Annotated in this window: 21 protein-coding genes and 1 tRNA gene; 4 read left to right on the top strand and 18 right to left on the bottom strand. The window is 49.8% G+C overall.

Features of this window, described 5'->3' with window-relative positions; genetic code table 11:
- Positions 1–8 precede the first annotated feature (8 nt).
- The 7 genes from rodA to CIL02_RS10345 form a co-directional block, all read right to left on the bottom strand.
- Positions 9–1,478, bottom strand: coding sequence for a rod shape-determining protein RodA (gene rodA, locus CIL02_RS10375; protein WP_094401497.1), 1,470 nt, complete (start codon positions 1,476–1,478; stop codon positions 9–11).
- Positions 1,459–3,309 carry a penicillin-binding protein 2 gene (gene mrdA, locus CIL02_RS10370; RefSeq protein ID WP_094401495.1) on the bottom strand — a complete coding sequence of 617 codons (1,851 nt, stop codon included), beginning with the start codon at positions 3,307–3,309 and terminating at the stop codon, positions 1,459–1,461. The genes rodA and mrdA overlap by 20 nt, the downstream gene beginning before the upstream one ends.
- Before the next feature lie 94 nt (positions 3,310–3,403).
- Positions 3,404–3,904 (bottom strand): rod shape-determining protein MreD, encoded by a 501-nt coding sequence (gene mreD, locus CIL02_RS10365; RefSeq protein WP_094401493.1) that lies wholly within the window; start codon positions 3,902–3,904, stop codon positions 3,404–3,406.
- A gap of 16 nt (positions 3,905–3,920) precedes the next feature.
- Positions 3,921–4,778 carry a rod shape-determining protein MreC gene (mreC, locus tag CIL02_RS10360; protein WP_094401492.1) on the bottom strand — a complete coding sequence of 286 codons (858 nt, stop codon included), beginning with the start codon at positions 4,776–4,778 and terminating at the stop codon, positions 3,921–3,923.
- Between the two features lies 1 nt (position 4,779).
- Positions 4,780–5,802: a rod shape-determining protein gene (locus tag CIL02_RS10355; protein WP_094401490.1), complete on the bottom strand. Its 1,023-nt coding sequence runs from the start codon at positions 5,800–5,802 to the stop codon at positions 4,780–4,782.
- 126 nt (positions 5,803–5,928) lie between these two features.
- Positions 5,929–6,522 (bottom strand): IMP cyclohydrolase, encoded by a 594-nt coding sequence (locus CIL02_RS10350; protein WP_094401489.1) that lies wholly within the window; start codon positions 6,520–6,522, stop codon positions 5,929–5,931.
- Positions 6,523–6,657: 135 nt separating this feature from the next.
- The gene (locus CIL02_RS10345) at positions 6,658–7,863 is read right to left on the bottom strand and encodes a GDP-L-fucose synthase (RefSeq protein WP_094401583.1); all 1,206 of its coding nucleotides are present in this window, start codon (positions 7,861–7,863) and stop codon (positions 6,658–6,660) included.
- A 435-nt stretch (positions 7,864–8,298) separates the two neighbouring features.
- On the opposite strand from CIL02_RS10345, the gene CIL02_RS10340 reads away from it, so the two are divergent.
- Positions 8,299–9,006, top strand: a complete 708-nt coding sequence (locus CIL02_RS10340; protein WP_094401487.1) for an SIMPL domain-containing protein — start codon at positions 8,299–8,301, stop codon at positions 9,004–9,006.
- Positions 9,007–9,100: 94 nt separating this feature from the next.
- Positions 9,101–10,009, top strand: a complete 909-nt coding sequence (locus CIL02_RS10335; protein ID WP_094401485.1) for a TraB/GumN family protein — start codon at positions 9,101–9,103, stop codon at positions 10,007–10,009.
- Positions 10,010–10,304: 295 nt separating this feature from the next.
- Here CIL02_RS10335 and CIL02_RS10330 read toward each other — a convergent pair.
- The 10 genes from CIL02_RS10330 to CIL02_RS10285 all read right to left on the bottom strand — a co-directional run bounded on the left by CIL02_RS10330 (position 10,305) and on the right by CIL02_RS10285 (position 16,477).
- Positions 10,305–10,377: transfer RNA gene (locus tag CIL02_RS10330), tRNA-Lys, on the bottom strand.
- 131 nt (positions 10,378–10,508) lie between these two features.
- Positions 10,509–11,579, bottom strand: coding sequence for an AI-2E family transporter (locus tag CIL02_RS10325; RefSeq protein ID WP_094401484.1), 1,071 nt, complete (start codon positions 11,577–11,579; stop codon positions 10,509–10,511).
- Positions 11,580–11,693: 114 nt separating this feature from the next.
- Positions 11,694–12,275 carry a thymidine kinase gene (locus CIL02_RS10320; protein WP_094401482.1) on the bottom strand — a complete coding sequence of 194 codons (582 nt, stop codon included), beginning with the start codon at positions 12,273–12,275 and terminating at the stop codon, positions 11,694–11,696.
- Positions 12,276–12,410: 135 nt separating this feature from the next.
- A complete protein-coding gene (locus CIL02_RS10315) occupies positions 12,411–12,863 on the bottom strand; it encodes a nucleoside deaminase (RefSeq protein ID WP_094401480.1) in 453 nt (150 codons plus the stop codon).
- The gene (gene pyrH, locus CIL02_RS10310; RefSeq protein WP_094401478.1) at positions 12,863–13,573 is read right to left on the bottom strand and encodes a UMP kinase; all 711 of its coding nucleotides are present in this window, start codon (positions 13,571–13,573) and stop codon (positions 12,863–12,865) included. The genes CIL02_RS10315 and pyrH overlap by 1 nt, the downstream gene beginning before the upstream one ends.
- Before the next feature lie 54 nt (positions 13,574–13,627).
- Positions 13,628–14,359, bottom strand: a complete 732-nt coding sequence (locus CIL02_RS10305) for a biotin--[acetyl-CoA-carboxylase] ligase (protein ID WP_094401477.1) — start codon at positions 14,357–14,359, stop codon at positions 13,628–13,630.
- A 7-nt stretch (positions 14,360–14,366) separates the two neighbouring features.
- Complete coding sequence (locus tag CIL02_RS10300; RefSeq protein WP_094401475.1) at positions 14,367–14,747, bottom strand: YraN family protein; 381 nt, start codon at positions 14,745–14,747, stop codon at positions 14,367–14,369.
- 17 nt (positions 14,748–14,764) lie between these two features.
- Positions 14,765–15,046, bottom strand: coding sequence for a DUF4834 family protein (locus tag CIL02_RS10295; protein WP_094401473.1), 282 nt, complete (start codon positions 15,044–15,046; stop codon positions 14,765–14,767).
- Positions 15,040–15,762, bottom strand: a complete 723-nt coding sequence (locus CIL02_RS10290) for a phosphatidylcholine/phosphatidylserine synthase (RefSeq protein WP_094401471.1) — start codon at positions 15,760–15,762, stop codon at positions 15,040–15,042. The genes CIL02_RS10295 and CIL02_RS10290 overlap by 7 nt, the downstream gene beginning before the upstream one ends.
- A 22-nt stretch (positions 15,763–15,784) precedes the next feature.
- Positions 15,785–16,477 (bottom strand): phosphatidylserine decarboxylase family protein, encoded by a 693-nt coding sequence (locus CIL02_RS10285; protein WP_094401470.1) that lies wholly within the window; start codon positions 16,475–16,477, stop codon positions 15,785–15,787.
- Between the two features lie 125 nt (positions 16,478–16,602).
- Here CIL02_RS10285 and dnaE point away from each other — a divergent pair, with 125 nt between their 5' ends.
- Together dnaE and trxA are read left to right on the top strand one after the other, a co-directional pair.
- Positions 16,603–20,313 (top strand): DNA polymerase III subunit alpha, encoded by a 3,711-nt coding sequence (gene dnaE, locus CIL02_RS10280; RefSeq protein ID WP_094401468.1) that lies wholly within the window; start codon positions 16,603–16,605, stop codon positions 20,311–20,313.
- 158 nt (positions 20,314–20,471) lie between these two features.
- Positions 20,472–20,786 (top strand): thioredoxin, encoded by a 315-nt coding sequence (trxA, locus tag CIL02_RS10275; protein ID WP_094401467.1) that lies wholly within the window; start codon positions 20,472–20,474, stop codon positions 20,784–20,786.
- A gap of 115 nt (positions 20,787–20,901) precedes the next feature.
- Here trxA and tsaE read toward each other — a convergent pair whose 3' ends face one another.
- Positions 20,902–21,321: a tRNA (adenosine(37)-N6)-threonylcarbamoyltransferase complex ATPase subunit type 1 TsaE gene (tsaE, locus tag CIL02_RS10270; protein ID WP_094401465.1), complete on the bottom strand. Its 420-nt coding sequence runs from the start codon at positions 21,319–21,321 to the stop codon at positions 20,902–20,904.
- Between the last annotated feature and the right edge of the window lie 6 nt (positions 21,322–21,327).

Here is a 21,327-nt window from a genome sequence, read left to right as displayed (position 1 = left end):
CCTGCAAGCTACGAGCGCACCATGTTGCGGCTTGCGTCTATACGCAGGAATATGAACAGCAGCAGGGTGAAACCCCACAGCGAGCTGCCTCCATAGCTGAAGAACGGCAACGGAATACCTATCACAGGCGTAAGACCGAGCACCATGCCGACATTGATGAAGACATGGAACAGGAATACGCTCATCACACAATAGCCGTAGACGCGCCCAAAACGGTAGGGCTGACGCTCGGCAAGTTTTATAAGGCGCAATATCAGCGCAAGGAACAGCAGCAGCACTCCTGCCGCTCCGACAAATCCCTCTTCCTCTCCCACAGTACAGAATATGAAGTCTGTGTCCTGCTCGGGCACAAACTTCAGCTTGGTCTGCGTGCCATTAAGGAAGCCCTTTCCACGAAGTCCGCCCGAGCCAATGGCAATCTCGCTCTGATGAACGTTATAGCCTGCTCCTGCCAGGTCCTCGTCAAGGCCGAGCAACACATTGATACGGGTGCGCTGGTGGGGTTCCATGACATTGTTCAGCACATGGTCGGCAGAATAGAAGAACACTATGGAGCCTACGGTGAAGGCAAGAATATAGAAATAGCCCGGTAAGCGGGTATACAGGCCATTGTAGAGCAGGTAGCCAACCAGCAATGCCGACAGGGCAAGCTGCACCCATACGATGTCGAAGGGTATCACATACTCCGAGAACAGCAGGAAGATCAACGTCAGGCCTATCGACAGGCCTCCTATCCGCAAGGCCTTTGCCTTGTCATGGCAGTACTCGGCAACCATCCCTGCTGTGAACATCTGCACCAAGAGCAGGACGGCAAACTTGCCAAGAGACGTGGGGGTATCCCAGAGCATCGTCTGCTCGTACTTGATACCGACAACAAAATACACTATCATGGCGACACCCGTGAAAAGGATGCTTCCCGGCATTCCCTCGCGGTAGAACATGAGGAAGAACGACAGGTAGACGAGCGCGGAGCCAGTCTCCTTCTGTGCCACGATAAAGAGCATGGGAATGACGACGATAGCCATTGCCGAGGCGAAATGCTTCCACTTGCCTATGTCAAAACCGTACGTGCTCATAAACTTTGCCACGGCAAGGGCTGTGGCAAACTTTGCAAACTCTGCCGGCTGTATGTGTATAGGTCCCAGGACAAGCCATGAGCGCGAGCCTTTTATCTCGTGGGGGTTGAATATTGTCGCGAACAGCAGGAGGAGAAGCAGCGCGTAGACCCCATAGGCGAAGGTGTCGTAGAAGCGGTCGTCGAGCAACAGCAGCACAAAGCCCAGCACTATTGACGTGCATATCCACACAATCTGCATACCCGAGCGGGTACTCAGACTGAAAATGTCCGTATCGCCATATGTGAAGCTTGCTCCGCAAACGCTCAGCCATCCGAATGCAAGCAAAGATACGTATATAACAATTGTCCACCAGTCGAGACTGGCCAGCACACCTGGTGCCTTACCTGTTCCTTGCGCCATAAGCAATTCTCCGTTTTTGTAGTTCCTCTGCACGCCGCTCCGAGGCCTCCGAGAGCTTGCCGTGTATGTACTGCTCTATCATCAGCCCGCCAATAGGCACGGCAAAGTCTGCGCCGAAGCCACCATTCTCTACATAGATGGCTATGGCAATCTTCGGGTCGTCCATAGGCGCGAAGCCCATGAATACCGAGTGGTCATGTCCACGGTTCTGCGCCGTTCCCGTCTTGCCGCAGATGGCAATGTCGCTCGATGCCAATGCCCGGCACGTACCGCCGAGCACCGCCGAGCGCATACCACTGACTATATACTCGTATGCCTTGTGGCTGGCCTTGGTATAGTGTCTCCTGGTGTACATGGTGTCGATGGACGCTCCTTTCACCTCCTTCACGACATGCGGAATATAATAATATCCCCTGTTGGCGATGGTGGCACCAAGGTTGGCAATCTGCAACGGCGTGAGGTTCACCTCTCCCTGTCCGATGGAGATACTGATGATGGTTAGTCCGTTCCACGAGCCTTTGTATGCCTTGTCGTAGAAGTGGGAGTTAGGGATGAGTCCCCGCTTCTCGCCTGGGAGGTCGATGCCCAGCTTATATCCGAAGCCCATGCTCACCATGTAGTCGCGCCACGTGTCCATAGCCTCCTGCACAGTCTTGTACTTGCGGCGGTTGCCAATCATGTAATAGAGTCCCCAGCAGAAGAAACCGTTGCATGACGTGCTCACTGCCGGCACGAGGTTAAGTGGCGAGGCGTGTCCATGACAGCCTACATGGAGTCCCCTGTAGGAGAAGCCGTGATGGCATGGGAAGGTGGTACCAGGGGTAATGATGCCCTCGGTGAGGAATGTCAGTCCTTGTGACGTCTTGAATGTGGAGCCAGGAGGATATTGTCCCATGATGGCACGGTTGAGCAGCGGTGTCCATGCGTCCTGTGCAAGCATGCGGTGGTTCTTGCCTCGGTCGCGTCCGATGAGTATTCGAGGGTCGTAGGTAGGTGCCGACACCATGGCAAGCACCTGTCCCGTAGAAGGCTCCAGTGCCACTATGGCTCCCTTCTTGCCCTCCATAAGTCTCTCGCCAAGAGCCTGTAGCTTGATGTCGAGGCTCAGTATGAGGTCCTTGCCTGCCACTGGCCGGCGGTCGAGAACTCCGTTATGGTAGCTTCCCTGTATACGTCCACGTGCGTCGCGCAGCAATATCTGTACTCCCTTCTCGCCCCGAAGTTCTTTCTCGTACGATTTCTCCACTCCCGACTTGCCTATGTAGTCGCCAGCCTGATAGTAGTCGTCCTCCTCGATATTTGCCTGCGACACCTCTGCCACGTCGCCCAGCACGTGTGCGGCATAGGGGTATTCATACTGTCTGATACTGCGCTTCTGCACATAAAAGCCGGGGAAGCGGAATATCTTCTCCTGGAAGACACTGAAGTCCTTGTCAGAGAGCTGAGTCATGAAGAGCTGTTGCGTGAAGCGTGAGTAGCCGGGATTCTTTCCGTAGTCCTTGATGTCGGCCATACGCTTGTCGAAATACTCCCTTGTTATGCCCAGGGCATCACAGAACTCCAGGGTGTCTATCTTTCCCTTTGCCTCGTTGGTGACAACCATGATGTCGTACGACGGCTGGTTATACACAAGAAGCTTACCGTTGCGGTCCTTGATGACGCCACGCGACGGATAGTCCACCTTCTTGAGGAAGGCGTTTGAGTCGGCGTTCTTCTTGTAGTCGTCGCTCATCAGCTGCAACGTGAACAGGCGAATAATGTAGACAATCACAATAGCGATTGCCATACCGCCTATCACATAACTCCTTTTTTCGAGATTATAGTCCTTCAATTTGTCTTATTGGAAATACGGGATATATATAATATGTACGCGCGTTCTATAATAATATAATGACTTTCGCAGCACCAGCAGCACCGTCACACGCCTACTTGTTCCTTAAATTGTCTATCACAATGACCAGCAGCAGCGTGAGCAGCGTACTTCCTCCCACACTCAACGCCCACAGCGTCCAGTTGAAGAAGTTGAACATCTCCAAAGTGAAGAACACGAGGCTGTAGAGAAATATCGAGATAAAGCTGAAATACACAAACTTCATCAGACCCAGAGACGGTATGCCAGGTTGGAAATCGTCGGCACTATCGCGGGGCAGGAAGAGCTTCATGAGCATAGGCTGCACAAAGGCAAGCAGAGTCATCGAGCAGGCGCCGACGCCAGGGGTATTGGAGAACATGTCTACGCCGAGCCCCAACAAGAAGCCAAATAGCAGAAGTCCCCAACGGGGAAAATCGCGGCGTGCCATAAGTATGACATATACGTAAAGCAAAGGCGTAGAACAGCCGAAGAGATGGATGTTGTTGAGCAACAAGGCCTGAACAACAAGCATCACCACAAACCACAGAAACTGCGAAAGCAAATACATGTTCATAACTCTCTGCCCTTTACTATTTAGCTTTTAACGAATCCTTGGCAGCCCTCATTATCTGGAGACGCTCCTCAAGCATCTGATTATCTATAACGCAAACGTCGCGGAGCTTGGCAAAATCTGTGGACAGCTCTACCTGTATGCGGTAGGCTATGCCGTCAGGCGAATTGTATACGTGAAGAACCTTGCCAACGAGGATGCCGGCCGGGAACACCGACGAGTAGCCGTTGGTGACCACCTTGTCGTAGAGCCTGAACGCTGCATGACGGGGAACATCATCGAGCCATGCCTTTCTGGTGTCACCGCCTGTCCAGTGCAGGTAGCCGAAATAGCCACGCCCCTGCAGGGAGCAGCTGATACTCGACTTAGAGCTTAGAACCGGTATCACCACGGCATAATGTTCAGAGACAAGATAGACTATGCCGACAACACCTGTACCCGAGACAACACCCATGCCGTCCTTTACTCCGTCGGCACGCCCCTTGTCTATGGTAAGGAAGTTGTCGTGCTTGTCAACCGTATTGCTCACCACCTTGGCAGGAATGAGCTTGTAGCTGTCGAGCAGTGCCAGCTGTCCCCGCCTCACCCAGTTGCTGTCGCGGGTAGCCGTGGTGAGCTGGTTGCCAAGTGTCTCCACCTGTTTCTCCAAATAGATGTTGCGCTGCGTAAGCTCACGGTTCACCTCTACGAGCGAGAAGTAGGTCTGAACCTCAGAGTCCCACTCGTAGACCTTGCCCATGACAGCATTGGCGGTTGAGAACCATGCACTGCCCTGATAGCTGTTGTACTTGAACAACAGCACCAGTCCTGCCACCTCAAGCAGCAGGAACAGGAACCAGTGATGATATCTTGCAAGAAACTCCGTGAGGTTTCTCATATCAACGCATCAGGAAAGAGAATCTGTCTACGTTCTTAAGAGCAATGCCCGCACCCTTGGCAACGCTGTGCAATGGGTCTTCGGCAATATGGAACGGAATGTTTATCTTGTCCTGCAGACGTTTGTCAAGACCACGAAGCAGAGCACCGCCACCACTGAGGTAGATACCGTTCTTCACGATGTCGGCATAAAGCTCTGGCGGGGTATGCTCCAATGCCGAGAGGACGGCATTCTCTATCTTGGCAACGGTCTTGTCGAGACAGTGTGCAATCTCCTGATAGCATACTGGAACCTCCATAGGCAGAGCCGTAATACGGTTAGGACCATGGACAACATAGTCCTCAGGAGCCTCGTCACCAAGGTCGGTAAGTGCCGAGCCTACATGTATCTTGATACGCTCGGCCATACGCTCGCTGACCTTCACGTTGTGCTGGCGGCTCATGTACTCCTGGATGTCAGCGGTGAGGTCGTCACCGGCAATACGGATGGAGTTGTTGCTCACGATGCCACCAAGCGATATTACGGCAATCTCGGTAGAGCCACCACCTATGTCAACAATCATGTTGCCCTCGGGAGCCTCTACGTCAATGCCTATACCGATGGCGGCAGCCATCGGCTCGAATATCAGGTATACATCCCTACCGTCGGCATGCTCGGCAGAGTCGCGGACAGCCCTCAGCTCAACCTCGGTGCTGCCAGACGGCACGCCGATAACCATCCTAAGGGATGGCGAGAAGAGGCGGCTGCCCGTATGTACCATCTTGATAAGTCCGCGCATCATCTGCTCGCAGGCTGTAAAGTCGGCTATCACACCGTCACGCAACGGACGGATGGTGCGTATGTTGTCGTGCGTCTTCTCATACATCATCTTGGCCTGCTGGCCAACAGCAATCATCTTGTCTGTGCGGCGGTCAAGGGCAACGACCGATGGCTCATCAACAACTATTTTGTCGTCGCTGATGATGATGGTGTTGGCCGTTCCCAAGTCCATCGCAATTTCCTGGATAAAAGAGAAAAATCCCATGAATGTGTCTTTATTGTTATTGATGGATTCTATTAATTATCTTAAAACGTAACCCACGTTTAAATTATTTGGTATAGGTGGGGATTAACAGAACCCACCTATATAATTTCATCTCCTCAGCCTTTCTTATTTCGCAAACCACTCATGAATAGCAGTATCGTAATGGCTGCTGACGCCGAAAGCCCTCTCTGCGAACATCTTGCGGTCCTCGATGTCGGTCTGGGCACCCTTGCTGTTGAGTATGTCGAGCAACACACCATACTCGGCCTTGCTCGGTACGATGACAACGTCCTTGAAGTTCTTTGCTCCGGCACGGATGAGCGATATGCCGCCTATGTCAATCTTCTCGATGATGTCCGCATCGCTGGCGCCACTGGCTACGGTCTGCTCGAATGGATAAAGGTCGACAATCACGAGGTCGATGGCAGGTATCTCATACTGAGCCATCTGATCGATGTCGCCCTCATTGTCGCGGCGGGCAAGTATACCTCCAAACACCTTAGGATGAAGGGTCTTCACACGACCGCCAAGTATCGAGGGATATGACGTTACGCTCTCAACAGTCTGGCACTCGTAGCCCAACGACTCGATAAACTTCTGGGTACCGCCTGTAGAGAGGAACTTTACGCCCTCCTGATTGAGTTTTGCAAGGAGCTCATCGAGCCCGTCCTTGTGGAAGACCGACACAAGCGCAGTCTTGATTTTCTTTGTTTCAGCCATAAATTGTATACAATATATTTGTTAGAGTGTGCAAAGATACAAAATTTCTGAATAATAATATGTTTCTATTGACGGAAAAACTCTCTTGTCAAACGTTAAATTGTTCCATATCAATCCAACGGATGCCACAAGCGTTTATTTCAAGCTGTCCTGATACCAGTCGAAGAGCATCCTTACGCCATCCTCTATCTCGACCTTGTGCGTCCAGCCAAGGGAGTGGAGCTTCGACACGTCAATAAGCTTGCGTGGGGTACCGTCGGGTTTTGTGCTGTCCCAAACGACCTCACCCTCGAAGCCCACGGCCTTGACGACGAGCTCCGAGAGTGCCTTTATGGTAAGCTCCTTGCCAGTACCGACATTGATGTGGCAATTTCTGATCTCGCCCAACGACGGGATGGCTCCTCCCCTACCCTCAGAGTTGTTGCGGTCTACGCTGCCGTCGGTCTTGGCACCATAGAACACCGACGAGTATTTCTCTATGCCTATCACGTCCTTGAAGTCGACGTTCAGCAGCAGGTACACACTGGCATCAGCCATATCCTCGCTCCACAGGAACTCGCGAAGCGGAGATCCCGTACCCCAAAGGGTAACCTTATTGTCCTCTATGCCATAGTAGGCCAAGGCCTTGACAATCCTCTCCTCCGGATTCTTGCCGTCCACATTACCGTCACCGATGATGGCACGCAGCTTGTCCGTAGGATTTATCGGGCGCTTGTCCATGTCGTTGCGTATGGCCTGCCAGTTGTTGTCATGCAGCAGCTTGGCCAGGTAGACCTTGCGCATCATGGCTGGCATCACGTGCGAGTTCTCTAAATGGAAATTGTCGTTGGGACCATACAGGTTTGTAGGCATCACGGCAATATAGTTGGTACCATACTGCAAGTTGTACGACTCGCACATCTTCAGTCCGGCAATCTTTGCTATGGCATACTCCTCGTTGGTATACTCAAGCTCGGATGTCAGCAATGCATCTTCTCTCATTGGCTGAGGGGCATTCTTCGGATATATGCATGTGGAACCAAGAAACAGCAACTTCTTCACTCCATGCGAATAGGCATTTGATATGACGTTGCACTGCATCTTCATATTCTGCATCAGGAAGTCAGCCCTGTAAAGTGAGTTCGCCATTATGCCACCAACAAAGGCTGCTGCCAGCACCACCGCCTCGGGCTGTTCCTCGTCGAAGAAGGTTCTCACTGCCACCTCGTCGGTCAGGTCAAGCTCGCGATGGGTGCGCCCAATAAGATTGTTGTAACCACGAGCCTTGAGATTATTCCATATTGCCGAGCCCACAAGACCACGATGGCCGGCTACATAAATCTTGGTATTCTTATCTAACATATCGTTCTGTGTTTTAGATGGTGCAAAGTTACAACATATTATGCTAATAGCAGCTATTCCATAGCCAATTTTTTCTGTTTTCCACATGGCTTGCAAAAGTATACCCCATAACTTAGCAGTTGGCTCTTCAGACATTTAGAGTGACTAACACTTACAGATGCGCAGTCCATGTATATTATTTGCATTGCCTGCAAGGTTATTAACCTTACGGCCTTAAGGTTATTAACCTTGCAGGCGTAAGGTTAATAACCTTATCAGCGGTGCAATCATATTCGTAGACTATGGCAAATATTTAAGAGCCTCTTTATAAACAATTCTAAACAATGTGTGAATAATTGACAGAACCCACCTTATAACTTTTTAACACTGATAGTTGACTTTCTTGCCGCATAATCGCTATCTTTGCAAAACTAATCAGCAAAAACAGTATTGTCTATGGAATTCAATTCAAAGACCCTATCGGCCCTGCTCATAGCAGCCAGCATCGCCTTCCTCGGCCTGTGCATCAGGTGGGGCATCGATGACTTTGTCAACAAAGACCGCATAGTCACAGTAAAAGGACTTTCAGAAAAGGAGGTGGAGGCAGACAAGGTGACATGGCCAATACCGACAAAGGAACTCGGCAACGACCTGCCCGAGCTGTATTCACGCATCAACGCCACAACAGCAAAGGTAAAGGCTTTTCTAAAGCAAAACGGCATCAAGGACAGCGAGATAAGCACTGGCGCACCATCGGTTATCGACCTCAATGCCGACCAGTACAGCAACAATACCAAAGGCTACCGATACAACATCACCTCAACCGTCACCGTGACCTCAACCAACGTCAAGCTCGTCAGAAGCATCATGGCGAGACAAGGAGAGCTGCTCAAGCAGGGTGTTGCTGTTGTCGACGGAGGTTATGACAACCGAACGACTTACGAGTATGTGGCTTTCCAGAAGATGAAACAACAGATGATGGAGGAAGCTATAAAGAACGCTGAGACCACAGCAACTCAGTTTGCCAAAAACAGCAATAGCAATATCAACAAGATTGTAAAGGCCGATCAGGGACAGTTCTCCATCGACGACCGCGACCCCAACACACCATATATTAAAAAGGTAAGGGTGGTGACAACCATAACCTACTCGCTGAAAGACTAAAAAACAACATTCCCGACAGCTCTGCAACTCGACCACACGAAAATTCGAGCCCCAATACACATTCAACTAAAATACCAACCACAAATAACAGGAAATGAGAAGAATTATCATCACTGCCATGACAGCCGTCATGGCCATCACAGGGGCAAGCGCCCAGCTCCTTTACAGGATTTCAGGCAAAGACCTCACCAAACCCTCGTACATTATTGGCACCCACCATCTCGCAAACGTTGGATTTGTAGAAAAAGTTCCTGGCCTTAAAGAAGCCCTGACTGAAACAGAACAGGTATATGGCGAACTGAAATGGGACGACCTCATGCGCCCAGACTCAATGAAGGTAATGAAAGAAAGCATGATGCTGGATGATGGCAAGACTCTGAAGGATGTTCTGTCTGCTGAGGCATACAAGAAAGTGGACAACTACCTAAAGAGGACCATGGGCGTAGGACTAAGCCATCCGCAGGTGGCTGCACAGATGGGCAAGCTGAAACCGGCAGCCCTCACCAACCAGCTCACGGTTCTGATGTACATGCAGAGGCACATGGGAGAATTTGACCCATCAAGCACCTTTGACCAGTATTTCCAGGCACAAGCACAGAAAAACAACGAAACAGTGGGAGGACTGGAGACCATTGGCTTCCAGACGGACATACTATTCAAATCGAAGTCTATCACCCGGCAGGCCGAGGAACTGATATGCCTCATTGACCACGAGGAGCAGAACGCAGACTTAATGGACGAGATGACAGAGGCTTTCTATGCGCAAGACCTTGACGTCCTGAAAAAAGTCATGGACACCAAGATAAGCGACAAATGCGACGCCACGCCTGAGGAGAGAGCAAGGCTCATCGACAACAGAAATACCGATTGGGCAACCAAGATGCCTGACATCATGAAGGCACACCCCACATTCTTTGCCGTAGGTGCCGGCCATCTGCCAGGCGACAAGGGGTTGCTGAAACTGCTGCGCGAGGCTGGCTACACCGTAGAGGCCGTGAAGTAAAGTCATACCCTCATTACCTTCTTCAGATATTTGTAACTATTCAACAAATTAGAGTGTACAGTTAGATGTGCAAAAATTGGATAGTCTAATTCTGAAGCTCATGTAAGTAATTGTCGCGCTGTAAGCGCGTGCTGGTCACTGAATTTTCTGCGAGCAAGTAGTCAGAGTAAATCAGGAACAGTTCCATTTTGGGTACATCAAACTGGACACCCTACCTATTTGTTCAACGAGAGACAAAAAAAAGAAAATGGGACTAAATACATAGTCCCATTTTTGTATATTTAAACCATTTCTGTGACTCGCATGGGGCTCGAACCCATGACCCCAACATTAAAAGTGTTGTGCTCTACCAGCTGAGCTAGCGAGTCTTTGTACCATCTCTTACAAAAAGCGGTGCAAAGTTACAACAATCTTTCGACATGAACAAATAAAAAGGTGTTTTTTTGCACTTTTTCTTCTCTGCATGCCTGTTACCTACCGTCTAACTTGACCGAATGGGTCAGGGATGATGTTCTTTTGTCACATACCTCTGCCAATAGGCGATGAGCAATGTCGTCAACGGAAGGGCTACGATAAGTCCCAAAAAGCCAAGGAGGGCACCCCATACCGATAGCGACAACAGCAGAATGGCGGGGTTCAGCCCCATAGCCTTACCCATTATCTTAGGTGTCACCACCATGTCGGTAATAATCTGAACAAGACAGAACAGCCCCACGGCAAGTCCGAATATCCACCAGAAGTTCTGACCAGTATCAGCGGCCTTTAGCATGGCAAGGAATGCTGTGGGTATTATGGCGAAGGTGTGGAGATAGGGCACAAGGTCGAGTATGCCAATAAGTATACCCAAGCCTATGGCCATCGGGAAGTCCATGATGGTGAAGCCTATGCAGAACATTATACCCATGCATAATGCCACAAGGCCCTGACCGCGAATATAATTGTTGAGCTCACGCTCTACGTCTTTCATCAGCTCACGCCAGAACGGGCGGTTCTTTTCCGGGAATATCCTTATCCAATTGGTAGTAAGGAGTTCGTAGTCAAGAAGTATGAAGAACATGTAGAGGAGGGTAATCATTGAGGCCACTATACTGATGATGACGTTGGCTGTCTGCCCTACAAATGAGAACAGCTTTGGCATGGAGGTCTTCAAGGCATCAGTGAAGTCCTCGCTCTTGAAGAAGCGTTCTATCTCCAGCCTATGGTCATGAAGCCAATCCCTCACCAGAGCTGTGAAGCTGCCGGTATGGGTAGTCTGCTGCAAATACTTCGTGAGGACGTCTCCGAGTTTCTGGAACTGCTCTATCATCGGTGGGATGATGAGCCACACAATTCCACCAATCACTCCAATGACAAAGACAAGTGTGACAATGATGGCCAGCGCCCTTACCCTAACTCTCATCTTGTCCTGCACGAACCTTACTATAGGATAAAGAAGGTATGCAAAAAGCCATGCGATGAAGAATGGCAACAGCACTCCGCTCAGATAATTCATCGTGAGCAACACAAATACGACCAGAAGCAGCAAACCTGCCTTGCGTATGAACTTGTCGAATGTTATCTTGTCTTGCATGTTCACAAACTAAAGATGGTTTCTATAAACAATCACCATCAAAGGGGTTAATAACTATGGGCTACCAAAGTGGATTTGCAGAACCAGCCAAGAAAGGACCCTCTCCTGTTTCCACTATTGTTTAATCTCTGTCTCCCTACGGTAACACTCTCTGCACAGAGGTTCGTATTCGGCCTGTTCGCCAAGCATCACCCTCTTGTCGTTTGCCACAAGTCTGTGGCTGACATATGCGAGCGAGCCGCAACGCACGCATATGGCATGCACCTTGGTCACCTCGTCAGCTATGGCGCACAAAGCAGGCATCGGACCAAACGGCTGGCCCTTATAGTCCATGTCCAGGCCTGCCACAATGACTCTCACGCCCCTGTTGGCGAGCTCGTTACATACAGCAACAAGCCCATCGTCGAAGAACTGAGCCTCGTCAATGCCTACGACATCGGTTTCAGACGACATAAGGAGTATAGATGCAGAGGTGTCAACAGGAGTGCTGGGTATCACATTATGGTCGTGGCTCACCACATCGTCATCACTGTAACGCACATCTATGGCGGGCTTGAATATCTCAACCCGCTGTTTGGCAAACTTGGCGCGCCGCATACGGCGTATCAGCTCCTCCGTCTTGCCAGAAAACATAGACCCGCACACAACTTCTATTCTTCCGGGGCGGTGTGTCTCCCCTGTGAAATATTCTATCATAATAGCTGCAAAGTTAGTGCAAGCAGATGATATGACAAAATCGCTGAGGCATTTTTTATGTTTTTTGCATATCATGTTACCGACAACAATGCAACAGTGCCCAGCGTTGGGAACGGAGGGGCAGATGCATGAAAATCATCGGCGGGACTTGAAGAACTGCTGCATTAGCGTCCTGCACTCTGCCTCAAGAACACCTTCTGTTACCAGTGTTTTAGGATGAAGAGCATCGGGAGCGAAACGCCTGAAGCCACGCTTGTCGTCTGCAGCTCCATAGACAACCCTCTCTATCTGGCTCCATCCCAATGCTCCCGCACACATCACACACGGCTCCACCGTCACGTACAGCGTGCAGCCCTTAAGATATTTTCCTCCCAGCATGTTGGCGGCTGCCGTAATGGCCTGCATCTCGGCATGAGCCGTGACATCATGCAGAGTCTCCGTGAGGTTGTGTGCACGGCTGATGATGCGACCGCCACATACAATGACTGCACCAATGGGTATCTCGCCATTGGTGCCAGCCTTTTCAGCCTCCTTGAGAGCCATGCGCATGAAAGCCTCATCAGCTCTTGTCTGCTCGTCTTGTATCATCAGTTGTGCACAAGTGTTCCTATGTCCTCACCATCCATAACCTTCTTTAGGTTGCCAACGATGTCCATATTGAACACATAGATGGGAAGATTGTTCTCACGGCACATGCAGATGGCGGTAAGGTCCATGACTTTAAGTCCACGCTCCAACACCTCGGAGTATGTGATGTCCGAGAACTTTGTTGCCGTAGGGTCTTTCTCCGGGTCAGCAGTATAGATTCCATCTACGCGTGTGCCCTTGAGCATCACGTCTGCCTCAATCTCAATACCACGCAGGGACGAGCCTGTATCAGTGGTGAAATATGGGCTTCCTGTTCCGGCAGAGAATATGCACACATATCCAGCTTCCATGGCCTCAATAGCCTTCCATTTGCTGTAGAACTCGCCAATTGGCTCCATGCGTATTGCCGTAAGCACCTTGTTCTTCACGCCAAAGGCACCAAGTGCAGAACTTAGCGCCAGAGAATTGATGACTGTTGCGCACATGCCCATCTGGTCGCCCTTCACACGGTCGAAGCCTTTCTGCGAGCCACTAAGACCGCGGAAGATATTTCCACCGCCAATGACGATGCTTATCTGTACGCCCATCTCTGCTATTTCCTTTATCTGCCGTGCATAGTCTTCGAGACGCTCTGGGTCTATGCCGTACCCTTGCTTGCCCATCAGGCTCTCGCCGCTGAGCTTCAACAGTATTCTTTTAAATCGTGCCATATTATATATATTTTTAATAGGTGTAAATTAATTCTTAGTCCTTATTCCCAATACCTATATCAGGAACTCCACCTCCTTGAACGCATAGCGTCTGAGGCGGCAATCTCTGTCGCGCAGCACAAGATGTCCGTCGCCCTCAATTTCGACAATGGATGCATCGAACGTACCGTCGGCATCGCGATAGGCATGAAAGCCGCGCCTACGGTATAGGGCTGCATGGTAAAGGTCTGATATTTCCGCATACCGCCCGGCGGCAAGCATTTTATAGTATTTACAGAACGCCTCAACAACCTTGTTGAGCAGTTCAGTTATGTCTTCTTCCTGTCCCGTGATGGCAGACAACGACACAGGATTGGGAGCGTCGCTGGTAAAAGTCTGCTGATTGACATTAATTCCTACTCCAAAGATGCATCGTCCGAGTCCCTTGCCCGACACCGTGGTCTCTATAAGCGTTCCACTAATCTTGCTATTGTGCCAATATATGTCGTTTGGCCATTTCAGCTCAAAGCCCTCTGCATAGCTATCAAGAGTTTCCTTCAAGGCCACCGCCATGGTCATGGAGAGTATGAACTGGCTGGTAACAGGTACGGTACGAGGTCGTACCAATAGCGAGAACAGCAGATTCTTGCCATCCTCGCTCTCCCACTTGTTGACACCTTGTCCACGTCCTGCAGTCTGATAGTCGGCTTTGACAACCACTATGTCATCATTGTCATCCATTACATAACCACGCAGGAAGTTGTTAGTGCTGTCAGTAGACTGAAGGTTTATGGTACGGATATTCATTTTTTCATTAAAGCAAATTTGGATTAAAAGCATCGACTATATGCTCATAGCTCTCAACGTTATTATCTTCTCCAATGATGGAGATGATGTCGAAACGCACTTCCTCTACAACATTGAACATCTTGATATACTGGTTGGCTGCGTGTTGAAGATTGAGTATCTTCTTCCTGTCAACAGCATCCTCCGGCAGCATGGCCTGTCTCCGGGAGCGCGTCTTGACTTCGATGAAGACTATCACCCTGCGGTCGGGCGTGTAGGCTATGATGTCCAAGTCACGATGTCCGCGTGGAGGCCTCCAATCTGTCTCTATGAGGATATAACCCTCCCTGTCCAAAATATCAAGAGCATAGCGTTCTCCCCATTTGCCGACATCGTTGTGCTGTGCCATATGTTTCCGCTGTTTTGTTATTCTGTATAGTCTACATATTCCCCCTCGTCGGATGGAATAATCTTGCGGCTTGCTGTTCCCGGGTCACGGGTATCAATAATGGTTCCATCCGGTGTTGCGTTTCTGTAACCATGATACCCCGCTTTCTGCTGACTGCTATTAGTGTTTTTTGCTGCATCGCCCTTGATGGAACTTGCAAAGCCCCTTACCTTACGGTAAATGACAAACGCCAATATGCCTACAGCCAAAAGACCCGCAACAATCAAGGCTAAAATCAAAGAGAGGAATAATTTCAGCATGGCTGTTTTCTGTTACGTATGTTCACCAACGCAGAGAGAAGGACATACCATGCAATGATGATTGCAAATGCCGTCACACCAAATACGATTAGCAAAGGCACGCAGGTAATCAGAAACAGATATTTCACCTCATTGCCTTTCCATCCCCAATGCTTGAACTTCAGGGCAAACATAGGTATCTCAGAAACAAGCAGCCAGCAGCTGAGCAATATCATGACGATGCCAACGGGAACCATCCACGTGGTGTTCTCGATGAAGTCGCCAGCACCAACGAGCAACGCTCCCCAAAACAGGGCGTTGGCAGGAGTGGGCAGTCCTATGAAGCCCATAGCCTGACGCTCGTCAAGATTGAACTTGGCAAGCCTCAATGCAGAGAACGCCGCTATGAGGAATGCCACAAAGGGCATATACGGTTGCACGGAGGCAAGAAATGCAGGATATTCCATTATTCCCATTTCATAGAATACCATTGCCGCAGGAGCCATTCCGAAGGTTATGTCGTCAGCAAGCGAGTCGAGCTCCTTGCCTATCGGGGACGACACATGCAGGAGTCTGGCGCTCATGCCATCGAAGAAATCGAATATGGCCCCAATGATTATCCACAGCAAAGCCATGTGTATCTCCCCCATAAAAGCACTAAGTGTAGCTATGCAGCCAGAAATGAGGTTGCAACAGGTTATTGTGTTAGGGATGTTTCTTGTAATAATGTTTGCCATAGTAATAATATGTAAGCCACTTCTACTTCAACTTGGCTATGACCGTGAGGTCACCAGTAGTAGCCTGTCCCATCTTCACGCATACTTCCGAGTCAGCAGGCAGATAAACATCCACGCGAGACCCGAGCTTAATGAAGCCCAGATGCTCGTCGATGTAGCAATCCTCGCCTTCCTTGGCATATGTGACAATGCGGCGTGCAACGGCTCCAGCTATCTGACGGCACAAAATATCTTTTCCGTCAGGAGTTGTGATCATGATATCTGCATGCTCATTCTCCTCGCTGGCCTTAGGTAGCCACGCCTTGTGGTAGTTGCCGTCGAAATGCTTCACAAACTTCACCTTTCCGTCAACAGGAAACCAATTGGCGTGCACATTGAACAAGCTCATGAAGATGGATATCATAAGCCTGCGGTCATGGAAGTACTCGTTTTCCTCAACCTCCTCAACGACCACAATCCTACCGTCGGCAGGAGCAACAACAATGTTCTCGGTATCCTCGCTGGCGAAATACCTGATAGGACACCGGTAGAAATTGAGCACTATGGCATAAACAGTTCCAAGTATTGCTACGAACGCCCAGAACGGCACCTTGGTATCGAACGCCTGCCAGAGAATGACCGACACTGCAACTATTCCCATCAGTCCATATAGCAGGGTATCTGTACCCTCGTGGTGTATTCTAATCTTTTTTATCTTCTTAATTTTGTTGCCCATGAAAGTTTGCTACTATAATTTGTTGCAAAGATAATTAATTTTTATCTATCCTCAAAATTTTCGCTGTTATTCTTTTGCCCTTCGCCTTTTTTGTAGTAACTTTACGGCTCAAAATCCAAAACAGCATGGAAGATTTCATACATTTACACGTCCACACACATTATTCCATTCTCGACGGGCAGTCGAAGATTAACAAAATTGTTGACAAGGCTGTTGCCGACGGCATGAGGGGCATGGCCATCACCGACCACGGAGTGATGTTTGGCATAAAGGAGTTCGCCGACTATTGTTCCGGCATCAACAAGGGCAGGAAAAAAGAGGGGCTGGAACCATTCAAGCCTATATTCGGATGCGAGATGTATGTGGCCAGACACCACAAGACCGACAAGGTTGCCGAGAATGGCGACAAGTCGGGCTATCACCTCATTGTCCTGGCAAAAAACATACAGGGGTACAAGAACCTCATACAGCTGGTATCAAGGGCGTGGGTTGACGGCTTCTATTACAGACCGCGTACAGACAGGGAAGACCTGGAGAAGTATCACGAGGGGCTGATAGTTTGCTCGGCATGCATAGCAGGAGAGGTCCCAGCAAAGATACTCCGTGGAGATATGGAAGGAGCGCGCGAGGCATGCGAGTGGTACCACAGGGTATTTGGCGACGACTACTACCTGGAGCTGCAGCGTCACGAGGTCACAGACCCTACCCTGCTGGCCAACAGGGAGACATTCCCCCTACAGCAGAAAGCCAACAAGGTGCTGATAGAGATGGCTAAGGAATACGGAATTAAGCTCGTATGCACGAACGACTGCCACTTTGAGGACAAGGACACTGCCGAGGCACACGACCATCTGCTATGCCTGTCAACGGGCAAGGATCTTGACGACCCCGACAGAATGAGGTACACGAAGCAGGAATGGTTCAAGACGAGGCAAGAGATGAACGATATTTTCAGCGATATTCCCGAGGCACTGACGAACACGCTGGAAATACTCGACAAGGTTGAGATATACAGTATAGAGCACGGTCCCATCATGCCATTCTTCCCCATACCCGAGGATTTCGGTACGGAGGAAGAATGGAGACAGAAGTTTTCAACAGAAGACTTATACCGTGAGTTCACCACCGACGAGAATGGCGAGAACCAGCTGTCACCCGAGGAGGGTCAGAAGGTCATAGACCGTCTTGGCGGCTATGACAAGATATACAGGATAAAATTCGAGGCCGACTATCTGGCCAAGCTCGCCTACGACGGGGCAAAAGACCCAAGCAGATATGGCGAGCCACTGTCAGAGAATGTCATCGAGCACATCAATTTCGAACTTCACGTAATGAAGACCATGGGTTTCCCGGGCTACTTCCTTATCGTGTCGGACTTCATCAAGGCCGCCCGCGAGGAACTGGGAGTGATGGTTGGACCAGGGCGTGGCTCAGCAGCAGGCTCCGTGGTGGCCTACTGCCTTGGCATCACAAAGATAGACCCTCTGAAGTACGACCTGCTGTTTGAGCGTTTCCTCAATCCCGACCGCGTAAACCTTCCTGATATCGATACCGACTTCGATGATGACGGACGCGGACGGGTATTGCAATGGGTTATGGACAAATACGGTCATGAAAACTGCGCTCACATCATCACCTACGCCAGCATGGCAACCAAGAACTCGCTGAAGGACGTTGCCAGGGTCGAGAAACTGCCCCTCGACATATCAAACGCCTTGTGCAAGGCTATCCCCGACCGTCTGCCCGACGGTATGAAGATGAATCTTACCAATGCCATCAAATGCACACCCGAACTACGGGAGGCCGAGGCATCGGCAGACCCGAAGGAGAGAAATACCATCAAATATGCCAAAATGCTTGAGGGTACAGTCAGGGGCACGGGCATACATGCCTGCGGCTTCATCATCTGCCGCAACCCTATCAGCGACTGGGTACCTGTATCGACAGCCGACGACCCCGACTTCAAGGGCCTAAAGGTACCTGTGACACAGTACGACGGACATGTCATAGAGTCTACAGGACTCATCAAGATGGACTTCCTCGGACTGAAAACCCTATCTGAGCTCAAGGAGGCATGCAAGGTAGTGAAGCAGACCCTTGGCGAGGATATAGATCTCGACAACCTGCCCATAGATGACGAGCTAACCTACAAGCTCTACCAGCAGGGGCGCACCATTGGCACTTTCCAGTTTGAGTCACCCGGCATGCAAAAGTATCTTCGTGAGCTGCACCCCACCGTCTTCGAAGACCTTATAGCCATGAACGCCCTATACCGTCCGGGACCTATGGACTACATCCCCGACTTCATCAAGCGAAAGCATGACCCGTCGCTTGTGACATACGACATTCCCTGCATGGAGAAATATCTCAAGGACACTTACGGCATCACAGTCTATCAGGAGCAGGTGATGCTTCTGAGCCGCCAGCTTGCCAACTTCACCCGTGGCGAGAGCGATGCCTTGCGTAAGGCCATGGGTAAGAAGAAGAAGGCCATCGTAGATGCCATGAAGCCGAAGTTCATTGAGGGAGGACAGAAAAACGGCCACGACCCGAAAGTGCTTGAGAAGATATGGTCGGACTGGGAGAAGTTTGCGTCCTACGCCTTCAACAAGTCGCATGCCACCTGCTACTCATGGGTTGCATACCAGACGGCATACATGAAAGCGCACTACCCTGCCGAATACATGGCCGCACTAATGACACGCCGCTTCAGCCAGATTACAGAGATACAAAAGCTCATGGAGGAATGTAAGGCCATGAACATATCCACACTCGGTCCTGATGTCAACGAGAGTTTCGTAGGCTTCGGTGTCAACGGTGAGGGCGAGATAAGATTTGGGCTCTCGGCCATCAAGGGCATGGGAGGAGCTGCAGCCGAGGCTATAGTACAGGAGAGAGAGAAGAACGGACCATACAAGGATCTCTTCGACTTCATCCAAAGAATAAGCCTCAAGGACGTGAACCGCAAGGGACTGGAAAGTCTCGCCCTGAGTGGCGGCTTCGACTGTTTCGGCATCAAGCGTGAGGATTATTTCGGCAAGAACAACAAGGGCGAGATGTTCCTCGATACACTTGTCAGATATGGACAGCAATACCAGTTGGCAAAGCAGCAGGCTGCCAACTCGCTGTTTGGAGAGGACGACGTGGAAGTGAGCACTCCGCCAATACCCAAGGGAGAGGAATGGAGCACCATAGAGAGACTCGGCAAGGAGAAAGAGCTTGTGGGCATATACCTTTCGGCCCATCCGCTCGACGACTACTCGCTTATCCTTAAGGCAATGTGCAACACCCACTGCAACGAACTCGCAGACAAGGAGAAGCTGCTTGAAAAGGACGAGCTGACCTTCGGCGGCATCGTCACGGACGTGAGGAAGAAATTCACCAAGAATGGTGCCCCATGCGGATTTGTAACCATAGAAGACTACGAGGGAGCAGGCGAGCTTGCTCTGTTCGGAGACGAGTGGGGCAACTGGAACGGAAAATTCCTGGTGGGAGCAACGGTATACATAACTGCCAAATGCACCAAGAAATACCCTAACAGCACATTCTACACCATGCAGATGAAGAATGTGGAGTACATGAATGCCGTAAAGGACAAAAGCATTGAAAAAGTCACCATCATAGCTGATGCGGCAAATATTGACGAGAGCACAGCAACCGACCTCTCAACAATAGTCAGCAACAACCCTGGCAAGACGCAGCTCTACTTCCAGCTCATAGACAGAGAGCACAACACCTCGGTAACGTTGCGGTTGCCAGACAAAGGTATAAACCTTAGCAAAGAGATTATGGACTATGTTGAGAACAACGAAGAGCTAAGCTACTCCATAAATTAAGAATAAGAAGGGATATATGTTTTTTTGCCAAAAAAGAGATTATATCAATTTATTTGTGTAATTTTGCGGGCGGGATAACAATGAGCTATAAATCATTCCCATTCAGTCAGCCATAAAATATTAAACAAAAAGACACTAAAATTAAAACAAATAAGAAAATGGAAGTAACTATTACAACCGAGAACTTTGAGAGTTTCAAGAATGGCGAGTTGCCTTTGGTAGTAGACCTTTGGGCAACATGGTGTGGTCCTTGTCGCGCACTTGCTCCTGTAATTAGCGAGCTTGCTGAGGAGTATGACGGCAAGATTGTTGTCGGCAAGTGTGACGTTGAGGAAAACGACGACATAGCAATGGAATTTGGTGTCCGCACCATCCCTACCATCCTGTTCTTCAAGGGTGGCCAGCTTGTTGACAAATTCGTAGGCAATGCCGCAAAGTCAAAAATTGAGGAGAAATTCAAGGCACTTCTGTAAAAAGTGAAGAGTGAAAAATTCTATAGCTAAGTTCAATTGTCAGCTGATTGCTGACGCATTATCCGTATCCATACGCATAAGGATCTTAGCCATAGGATTCTTCACTCTTCATTCTTCACTCTCCACTCTTCACTATTCTTTTTCCTCCCTCTGTTTCCTCGATTCTTACTCTTACGGCATCGGTAGGAAGTAATTCCTCTATCAGCTCCGGCCACTCGATGAAACACAGGGCACCACTATAGAAGTAGTCCTCGTAGCCCATATCGTAGACCTCCTCCAGTTTCTTGATCCTATAGAAGTCGAAATGGTAGATTAGCTCTCCCGTTTCCTCTGCACGATATTCGTTTACAATAGCGAATGTTGGCGAGGTTATGACATCCTCCACTCCAAGTTCCTCGCATACGGCCTTAATGAAAGTTGTCTTTCCGGCTCCCATGCTACCATAGAAGGCGAACACACTGGCTTCGCCCATGCTACTGACAAACTGTCTGGCAGCCTCGCGGATATTGTCTATTGAGTCAATTGTTATTTCCATTGTTCT

The organism is Prevotella sp. P3-122 (assembly GCF_002251365.1).
GTDB lineage: Bacteria > Bacteroidota > Bacteroidia > Bacteroidales > Bacteroidaceae > Prevotella.
The sequence above is the reverse complement of the archived record's forward strand: the minus strand, read 5'-3'. Positions and strand labels throughout refer to the sequence as shown.

Bases quoted from the DNA above. Each gene is read 5' to 3' on its own strand.
- rodA (WP_094401497.1), bottom strand. From the start codon at position 1,478: ATGGCGCAAGGAACAGGTAAGGCACCAGGTGTGCTGGCCAGTCTCGAC.
- mreD (WP_094401493.1), bottom strand. From the start codon at position 3,904: ATGAACATGTATTTGCTTTCGCAGTTTCTGTGGTTTGTGGTGATGCTT.
- mreC (WP_094401492.1), bottom strand. From the start codon at position 4,778: ATGAGAAACCTCACGGAGTTTCTTGCAAGATATCATCACTGGTTCCTG.
- CIL02_RS10355 (WP_094401490.1), bottom strand. From the start codon at position 5,802: ATGGGATTTTTCTCTTTTATCCAGGAAATTGCGATGGACTTGGGAACG.
- CIL02_RS10350 (WP_094401489.1), bottom strand. From the start codon at position 6,522: ATGGCTGAAACAAAGAAAATCAAGACTGCGCTTGTGTCGGTCTTCCAC.
- CIL02_RS10345 (WP_094401583.1), bottom strand. From the start codon at position 7,863: ATGTTAGATAAGAATACCAAGATTTATGTAGCCGGCCATCGTGGTCTT.
- CIL02_RS10340 (WP_094401487.1), top strand. From the start codon at position 8,299: ATGGAATTCAATTCAAAGACCCTATCGGCCCTGCTCATAGCAGCCAGC.
- CIL02_RS10335 (WP_094401485.1), top strand. From the start codon at position 9,101: ATGAGAAGAATTATCATCACTGCCATGACAGCCGTCATGGCCATCACA.
- CIL02_RS10325 (WP_094401484.1), bottom strand. From the start codon at position 11,579: ATGCAAGACAAGATAACATTCGACAAGTTCATACGCAAGGCAGGTTTG.
- CIL02_RS10320 (WP_094401482.1), bottom strand. From the start codon at position 12,275: ATGATAGAATATTTCACAGGGGAGACACACCGCCCCGGAAGAATAGAA.
- CIL02_RS10315 (WP_094401480.1), bottom strand. From the start codon at position 12,863: ATGATACAAGACGAGCAGACAAGAGCTGATGAGGCTTTCATGCGCATG.
- pyrH (WP_094401478.1), bottom strand. From the start codon at position 13,573: ATGGCACGATTTAAAAGAATACTGTTGAAGCTCAGCGGCGAGAGCCTG.
- CIL02_RS10305 (WP_094401477.1), bottom strand. From the start codon at position 14,359: ATGAATATCCGTACCATAAACCTTCAGTCTACTGACAGCACTAACAAC.
- CIL02_RS10300 (WP_094401475.1), bottom strand. From the start codon at position 14,747: ATGGCACAGCACAACGATGTCGGCAAATGGGGAGAACGCTATGCTCTT.
- CIL02_RS10295 (WP_094401473.1), bottom strand. From the start codon at position 15,046: ATGCTGAAATTATTCCTCTCTTTGATTTTAGCCTTGATTGTTGCGGGT.
- CIL02_RS10290 (WP_094401471.1), bottom strand. From the start codon at position 15,762: ATGGCAAACATTATTACAAGAAACATCCCTAACACAATAACCTGTTGC.
- CIL02_RS10285 (WP_094401470.1), bottom strand. From the start codon at position 16,477: ATGGGCAACAAAATTAAGAAGATAAAAAAGATTAGAATACACCACGAG.
- dnaE (WP_094401468.1), top strand. From the start codon at position 16,603: ATGGAAGATTTCATACATTTACACGTCCACACACATTATTCCATTCTC.
- trxA (WP_094401467.1), top strand. From the start codon at position 20,472: ATGGAAGTAACTATTACAACCGAGAACTTTGAGAGTTTCAAGAATGGC.
- tsaE (WP_094401465.1), bottom strand. From the start codon at position 21,321: ATGGAAATAACAATTGACTCAATAGACAATATCCGCGAGGCTGCCAGA.